Genomic DNA, 6,092 nt, shown 5'->3' with positions numbered 1-6,092 from the left:
GCTCATCCACGCTCTCCTCACGGAGCATGAATCAGATCGCGCCTCTCACATCAATGGGTCCTGACCCTAGACGGTGAGGAAGTACCGGTGACTGCCATGTATGCCACCAACTGGCAGGGACCGGCAGGTAGCTGGCCGACAGAAGACAAGTGGGAGAAGCCGCTGCCGGGGGTCGGTTTGGCAACGAACTAAAGCGATCGGAATGAAAAGTCGCTTTTATGGAATGGCTTCGCAGTCCTACCTCTAACGTTCGGATGTGGGCGCGATCAGACGTCAATTTGAGCTGAGCTGGTGCTTTCGACTATCACATCTCCGGCATGACTGTGGCTCCCACGATCCACAAGCCGACATTCGTAGGCTCTTGTCGGCTACCCAATATCGGCCAATCATTCATCAGATCGATGCGCCGCACCTGCAGGCCAATCCGTTACACAGGCGGCTGGAAGCGCTCACCGATGGGCTAGGGATTTCCGGATCGCGCATCGCACGAGCGGGAACGAAGTTGAGCGCGAGGAAGGCGATCCCGGCGCCGGCCATGATCGCGCCTGCCCATAGGATCGGCCCGAAGATCCATCCTCGGGCAAGAAGCGCGGGCGCGACGCTTACAACCAGCGAAAGCCAGCCGCCGGTCCGCAACATTTTACACCGCGCTGCCTGCGGACATGCCCCGAACCGACGGCGATGATGCGCCTCGGTCGCCAGGCCAAGCAGGAGGAACGCGGCGCTGGCGAGCAGGAGTGACAGGATGCTCATTCGGCGGGCTTCGGAACCTTAGAGGCGGTGGCGGTTCTAGCCCTGCGAACGCGCTTTGCAACGGGGCGATGTTGCGCGACGCGGCGGGCAAGCAGCAGAAACGCTATTCCGAAGACCAAGATCGCCGCATCGATGCCGGCGATCATCAGGTCGCCTATCGCCAGCGACGCGAACAGCCCGCGATCGGTCGCGACGACGTCGTACATTGGCAACGCGACGAGCAGCACGCCGGTCACCGCGAATAGCGAAGGCCAAACGCACGCCGGCCTGACGACGAAGGCCATCAGCGCCGCGGCAGCCCAGGCGATGAACAGCATGTGCATCTCCCAATCGGCGCGTCCGCGAAGTGCTACCGGGAGTAGGCGGTTGGCCCAGAAGAAGCACGTGATCCCGAGCGGGAGACCGCCGATCACCGCGACATTGAGCCGCTCGACGAGGCGGAACCCGAGATGCGGCCGGGTCGGATCGGGCAGGCGCTCGCGACGTTTGACGGTCCATAGCACGAGACCGCTCGCGACCATCAGCGTGCCCGCGATCCCGCACAGGAAATAAAGCCAGCGCCCTCCGTTACCCGCAAACCGTCCGGCATGAAGCCCGATCATCGCACCGGCAGTCTCGGCCGCCACACCCGGTGGCGGCGAGCGCCACACGAGGCGCCCGGTCACGCCGTCATAGGTCAGTCGCGGCGTCCGCGAGGACAGCATCGAATTGGCGCTCTGGCTGATCGTGACCCGTGCAGCGGCGTCGCCGGGATCGCTGACCTCGATGAAACTGGCGGGCGCGCCGAGTCGGCGTTCGGCGTCGGTCGCGATCCGTCGCAGATCGATCAACGGCGTGGGACGGCCGGTCCGCTCGACCACGTTGGCGGCCGGGAACAGCGCGGCGAACAGGGTATTCTGATCATTATAATTGGCGACGACCGCCCACGGCATCAGCAGCGTCATCAACGTGACCAGCCCGGTATAGGTGATCATCAGGTGGAACGGCAGCGCCAGCACCGCGGTCGCATTGTGACCGTCGAGCCAGGATCGCTGGCCCTTGGCACGTCGCAGCGTGAAGAAGTCTTTGAAGATCTTCTTGTGCGCGACGATCCCGCTGACGATCGCGACCAGCATCATCATAGTTGCGAATCCGACCAGCCACCGTGCCCAGATCACCGGCATGTAATGGAGATCGAAGTGGAAGCGGTAAAAGAAATCCCCGCCCCGCGTCTCGCGCGCCTGCGCGACCTGTCCGTCGGCGCCGATCAGCGCCTGCGTGTCGCCGCGCCCTCGCCTGCCCCGCCTGCCCCGCCTGCCATGCTCTTCGCCGGGCTTCGGCTGCGGCACCCAGAAGACCTGCGCACCGGGCGATCGTTCCGTCGCTACCGGGATGATCCAGCTCTTCGCATCGGGCGCTTTGCGAGCAAGGAACGCTTGCGACCCTGCCAGCACGCGCATCGGCTGTTCGACGCGCGCGATCTCGGGCCGCATCCAGCGGTTCAGACCCTCGCGCCAGAACGCGATCGTGCCGGCGACAAAGACGAGGAACAGGATCCAGCCGAGCAGCAATCCGGACCAGGTGTGCAGGAACGCCTGCGACTGACGGAAGCCCTTGCTCATACCCGCCCCGTCGCGTCGATCGATATCCACGTGATTGCGGCCGCAACTGCCGCTGCGAGGCCGAGTGTCCAGATCGCGCGCCAGCCGCTACGGGCCGCGAACGCCCACATCGCCGCAAGCGCGCACAAGGCGAGCGCGATCAGCGCGGCAGTGACGGTCGCCTCGGCACGATCCCCCGGCAGCAGCCGCGCAAGCGCCATCGCCCACAGGCTCGCAGTTGCATAAGCAAGCGGCACGGAGGCGACGACGCGCAGCGCGATGTCGCCGCGCCGCGCCCAGCGCGCACGGGCATGCGCATCGCCCGCCGTCATTCGAAGCTGTACCGAAGTGTCGCGAACGCGGTGCGCGGGCTGCCGTAGTAGTTGCCGCGACCGGTGGCGGCGATGCGCGCGTAATAGCTCTTGTCGAGTACGTTCGCGACGTTGACCGAGACACCCACCCGCTCGTTGAACTTATAGCCTGCGCGCAGGTCGAGCACCGCATAGCTTGGCTGGCGGACGATGGTGGACCGGGTGCGCAGCGTACCGTCAGCGTTGAACACCGCCGCATTGCCGCCATAGGTCGAACTGAACAACGTCACGCTGCCGCCAAGGCTCGCGCCTGCCAGTGGCCCATCGACCGGGGCGTAGTTGGTGAACGCCTTAACCATGTGCTTCGGCACGATCGGCACCAGTGGCAGCCCCTCGAACTCAGTGGTCTGGTCTTCCAGATACTTGGTCTTGGTGTAGGTATAGCCGCCGTTGATCCACCAGCCGGGTAGGATCTCGCCGGTCGCCTCCGCCTCGATACCGCGCGAGCGGACCTTGCCGGTCTGAAGCACGACGGTCTGAATGTCGGGATCGTTGAACAACCGGTTGGTCTGTGTGATCTCATACGCCGCCGCGGACAGCAGCAGGCGATCGTTCATCAGCGAAAGCTTGGTGCCCGCCTCATATTGCGCGCCGACCAGCGGCTCGATCTGCTGCCCGTCGGGACGTGCCCGGCCGACCGGTGCCGCCTGCGGCGTGAAGCTGTCGGCATAGCTCGCATAGAGATTGAGCTGCGACGTTACGTCCCAGACAATACCCGCATAGGGCGTGAAGCGGTTGTCGATCCCATAGCGGGTCGACGGCGGCAAGACACCGCTTGGTGTCAGCAACGTGGTCGTCGTGGTATCCCACCATGTCACGCGCCCGCCACCGATGAGCGTCAGGCCGGCGAGCGGGCTCAGCCGCATCTGCCCGTAGATGCCGTACTGCTCGACGTCGGTCGAGGAACCGCCATAGACCTGCAGCACGCAATTGGTGGGCGCGGGTGTGATCGTGGTGCTGGAACTGGGACAGGTCGCTCCCGTCCCCTGCACCGGATAATAGGGCGAGGCGCCATACGGGTTCAGGGGCGGCTCGAACGGCGACACCGGGTTGTACACGTCGATCCGCGCATAATTGGACAACCGCGTGAAATACGACGTGCCCGAACTTGCCTGATAATCGGTGCCGAGGATCAGCGTCTGGTCGCGCCCGAACAGCGGGAAGCTGCCGATGCCGTTGAAGTCGAACGAGCGCGTCTGCTGCTTGCTGTCGCCGCGATAAGCGATGTGGCTGGTCGAACCATTGGTCGCGGTGACCGGCTGGTTGCCGATATAGCTGTAGATGTCGACGCGATCGACGTCGGTGAACAGGCCGGTCGCGCGCAACGTCCAGCGATCGCTGATCCTGTGCGCGAGTTCGGCGAACCCGGTCCAGGTCTCGGCGTTGAACCGGTTCCAGTCGGCGCCGAGATAGGTCGACCGCTTCACGTCGAGCAGCCGCCCGTCGCTGCCGTCAACGCCGCCAATGATGCCGGGCAGGCCCGACTGCACCGCCGGGCGGAAGCGGTCGTAATAGCCGCCGACGGTAAGCGTGGTGCGATCGCCGATTTCCAGCGACCCGACCGCGAACCCGCCGATGCGGTTGCGGTGCGCGGTGGCGAAGAACTGATCCTGGTCCTGTGCCATCGCGCCGAACCGCAAGCCCGCCTTGGTGCCGATTGGCGTCGAGACGTCGAGCTCGAACCGGAGATTGTCATAGCTACCGGCGCCCGCACTCGCCTGCATCCTGAACCCGTCGAGCGGTCGCTTGCGCACCATGTTGATGCTGCCCGCCGGATTGCCCGACCCGCTGAACAGGCCAGCTGGGCCGCGCAACACTTCCAGCCGATCGTAGAAGAACAGGTCCGGCACGGCGGACGGGAAGTTGAACGCAAAACTCGGGACGCCGTCAATCAGGTAATTGGTGATCGCGAACCCGCGCGAAAAGAACGAAGGATCCTCGCTGCCGACGCCATTGACGGTGATGCCATTGGTCGCGGTCAGAGCGTCTTCCAGCGTGAACAGGTTCTGCGCCTCGATCTGATCGCGATCGATCACGGTAATGGTGTTCGGCGTGTCCTTGAGCGGCGTCAGGGTCTTGCCGACCGCACGACCATAGCTTTTGCCGATGACCATGATTTCCTCGGACTTCTGCGCATCGTCCGATCCGGTGGACGTTTCTACGGTCGTTGGCTCCTCAGCTGGAGCTGGCAAAGGTGTCCCGACAAACGCTGCGCTCGCCAGCAATACACTCGAAAAACTCATACCGACCCCCCGTTGACGGGAGGCCTCTATGCGAATTGCTGTTGCGAGTCACTATCAATCTAACGGTTTTGTCATAATTAGGAAGGGATGAGTGTCGTACGATGGGTGCGACTGGACGCCCGTGGCGTGATGTATTGTGCAGCGTGGGCATCACCGCCCAGCTATCTTGATACGCATTGGAGAGCAGCTAGACCCAGTTCCGGACGTTCGAGAGGCCATCGCAGTCTCCCAACTTCTGCCACTTGTTCATCTCGTTAGACGGCAGCTTTCCGCGACGGGATCAGCTGTCTGCACGTCCTGAAAAAGGGAGAGATGGGGTCTGGCCACACTTGGGAAGACAGCAGCAAAAGCAGACGTTCCGGGGTCAAGCCACGCCCGCTGCCATCGGCCTCTCGTCTTGCCGAAGCGTCAGAACCTCAACCCCATCCTTAGTAACCGCAACCGTATGCTCGAATTGGGCCGACAGCTTTTGATCGTTGGTCACGACCGTCCACCCGTCTTCCTGAGTAGAGACCTTCCGGGTGCCTTGGTTGACCATGGGTTCGATCGTGAAAACCATGCCTTCGCGCAGCCGCACCCCCGTTCCCGGACGCCCGAAATTCATGACTTGCGGCTCCTCGTGCATCTCGCGACCGATGCCGTGCCCGCAAAATTCGCGCACGACCGAGTAGCCATGCTTTTTGGCGTGACGCTCGATTGCAAAGCCGATGTCGCCAGTATGAGCGCCGGGTCGAACCTGGCCGATGCCCTTCCACATTGCTTCCTGCGCAACGCGTACCAGCCGCTTCGCAGCGGGCGGCGCGTCGCCAACCATATACGTCTTGCTCGAGTCCGCGATGAAGCCGTTCTTCTCCAGTGTGATGTCGAGATTGATGATGTCCCCGTCGCGAACGATCTCGTCGTCCTTCGGCACGCCGTGGCAAACGACATGATTGATCGAACAGTTCAGGACGAACTTGAAGCCGTACTGCCCTTTGCTCGCGGGGCGTGCCGCGAGCTCAACGGTGATGAAGTCCTCGACTAGATCGTTGATCTGCAGCGTCGACATTCCGTCCAGGTCCTGCCCGTCGAGCATCTCGAAGACCGAGGCTAGCAGTTTGCCGGAGACGCGCATGAGCGCAAGTTCGTCAGAGGTCTTCACCATG

General features: G+C 63.3%; 5 protein-coding genes. All 5 read right to left on the bottom strand.

The window, feature by feature from the left end:
- Positions 1–393: 393 nt before the first annotated feature.
- The 5 genes from IFT71_RS20690 to map all read right to left on the bottom strand — a co-directional run bounded on the left by IFT71_RS20690 (position 394) and on the right by map (position 6,091).
- Entirely contained in the window at positions 394–753 is a 360-nt protein-coding gene (locus IFT71_RS20690) for a DUF3325 domain-containing protein (RefSeq protein WP_192143313.1), read from the bottom strand.
- Complete coding sequence (locus IFT71_RS20685; protein ID WP_192143311.1) at positions 750–2,354, bottom strand: PepSY-associated TM helix domain-containing protein; 1,605 nt, start codon at positions 2,352–2,354, stop codon at positions 750–752. Before IFT71_RS20685 ends, IFT71_RS20690 begins: the two co-directional genes overlap by 4 nt.
- Positions 2,351–2,665 carry a hypothetical protein gene (locus IFT71_RS20680; RefSeq protein WP_056677997.1) on the bottom strand — a complete coding sequence of 105 codons (315 nt, stop codon included), beginning with the start codon at positions 2,663–2,665 and terminating at the stop codon, positions 2,351–2,353. Before IFT71_RS20680 ends, IFT71_RS20685 begins: the two co-directional genes overlap by 4 nt.
- A complete protein-coding gene (locus IFT71_RS20675) occupies positions 2,662–4,818 on the bottom strand; it encodes a TonB-dependent siderophore receptor (protein ID WP_244655093.1) in 2,157 nt (718 codons plus the stop codon). The genes IFT71_RS20680 and IFT71_RS20675 overlap by 4 nt, the downstream gene beginning before the upstream one ends.
- 493 nt (positions 4,819–5,311) lie before the next feature.
- On the bottom strand, positions 5,312–6,091 hold the full coding sequence (map, locus tag IFT71_RS20670; RefSeq protein WP_192071826.1) for a type I methionyl aminopeptidase: 780 nt from the start codon (positions 6,089–6,091) through the stop codon (positions 5,312–5,314).
- Between the last annotated feature and the right edge of the window lies 1 nt (position 6,092).

This window comes from Sphingomonas sp. CFBP 13733 (assembly GCF_014841795.1).
GTDB lineage: Bacteria > Pseudomonadota > Alphaproteobacteria > Sphingomonadales > Sphingomonadaceae > Sphingomonas > Sphingomonas aerolata.
This window is presented reverse-complemented; position numbering and strand designations above follow the sequence as displayed.